The organism is Sinomonas flava (assembly GCF_039531875.1).
GTDB lineage: Bacteria > Actinomycetota > Actinomycetes > Actinomycetales > Micrococcaceae > Sinomonas > Sinomonas flava.
Map to the genome: position 1 here is coordinate 1 of NZ_BAAAQW010000017.1, position 1,277 is coordinate 1,277.

Annotated in this window: 1 protein-coding gene; it reads right to left on the reverse strand. The window is 69.8% G+C overall.

Annotated features, from left to right (window positions below):
• The coding region (locus ABD298_RS18615) for an IS256 family transposase (protein WP_344301343.1) at positions 1-1,205 on the reverse strand (1,205 nt) is incomplete at its 3' end.
• Between the last annotated feature and the right edge of the window lie 72 nt (positions 1,206-1,277).

The window sequence follows — 1,277 nt, forward strand, 5'->3', positions numbered from 1 at the left end:
CGGCCGTCGAAGGTGATGTCGAAGGCGTTCAGGGCCTGCTTCCATCTCTGGGTCCATCTGGCCCGGCCCTTCCCGGTGGGGTCCAGGGCCATCACGGCGAGGTAGACGCACTTGAGCGCGGCTTGCTCGTTGGGGAAGTGGCCACGGGCCTTGACGGCCTTGCGGATCCGGGCGTTGACGGACTCGATCGCGTTTGTCGTGCACACGATCCGGCGGATCTCGCGGTCGAACTGCAGGAACGGGACGAACTCGGCCCAGGCGTTCTCCCACAGCCGCACGATCGCGGGGTACTTGGCTCCCCATTGCTCGCCGAACTCCAGGAAGCGCTCCTCGGCCTGCTCCACGGTCGCGGCCTGGTAGACGGGCCTGAGGCCCCGGGAGATCGCGTCCCAGTCCTGCCGGGCCGCGTAGCGGAAGCTGTTGCGCATCAGGTGCACGATGCAGGTCTGCACGATCGTGGCCGGCCACACGTTGCCCACCGCGTCGGGGAGCCCCTTCAGGCCGTCGCAGACGAGCATCAGGACGTCCTCGACACCGCGGTTGCGGATCTCGGCCAGGACCTGCTGCCAGTACTTCGCACCCTCGCCGCCGTCCCCTGCCCACAGGCCCAGGATGTCGCGGTTGCCCTCGGTGGTGACGGCCAGGGCGATGTAGATGGGCCGGTTGGCGACCTGCCCGTCGCGGACCTTCACGTGGATGCAGTCCACGAACACGACCGGGTAGACCGGGTCCAGGGGCCGGTTCTGCCATTCGGCCATCCCGTCCAGGACCTTGTCGGTGATCGTGGAGATCGTCGTCTTGGACACCTCCGAGCCGTAGACGTCGGCCAGGTGCGCGGAGATGTCCCCATGAGTCATCCCCCGGGCCGAGAGCGAGAGCACGATGTCCTCGATCGAGCCCAGACGCCGCTGCCGCTTGGCCACGGCCACGGGCTCGAAGGTCCCCGCCCGGTCCCTCGGCACGTCGATCTGCAGTGGGCCTGCCTTGGTCAGCACCGTTTTGGGCCGGATCCCGTTGCGGCTGTTCCCGCCCGGCTCCTCGGTGCGCTCGTGCTTCTCGTAGCCCAGGTGCGCGGTCAGCTCGCCCTCGAGGGCGGACTCGACCACGAGCTTGGTCAGCTGGGCCAGCAGCCCGCCCTCGCCGTCGATCGCGAGCCCCTGCCGCTGCGCGTCGCCGACCAGCTGCGCGATCAGCGCCCGATCCACCGCCGCCGGGGCAGGCCGCTCGGCGTCGCCGCCGTCGGCCACGTCCTGTTCCTCCACGACCGACTCGGCGGC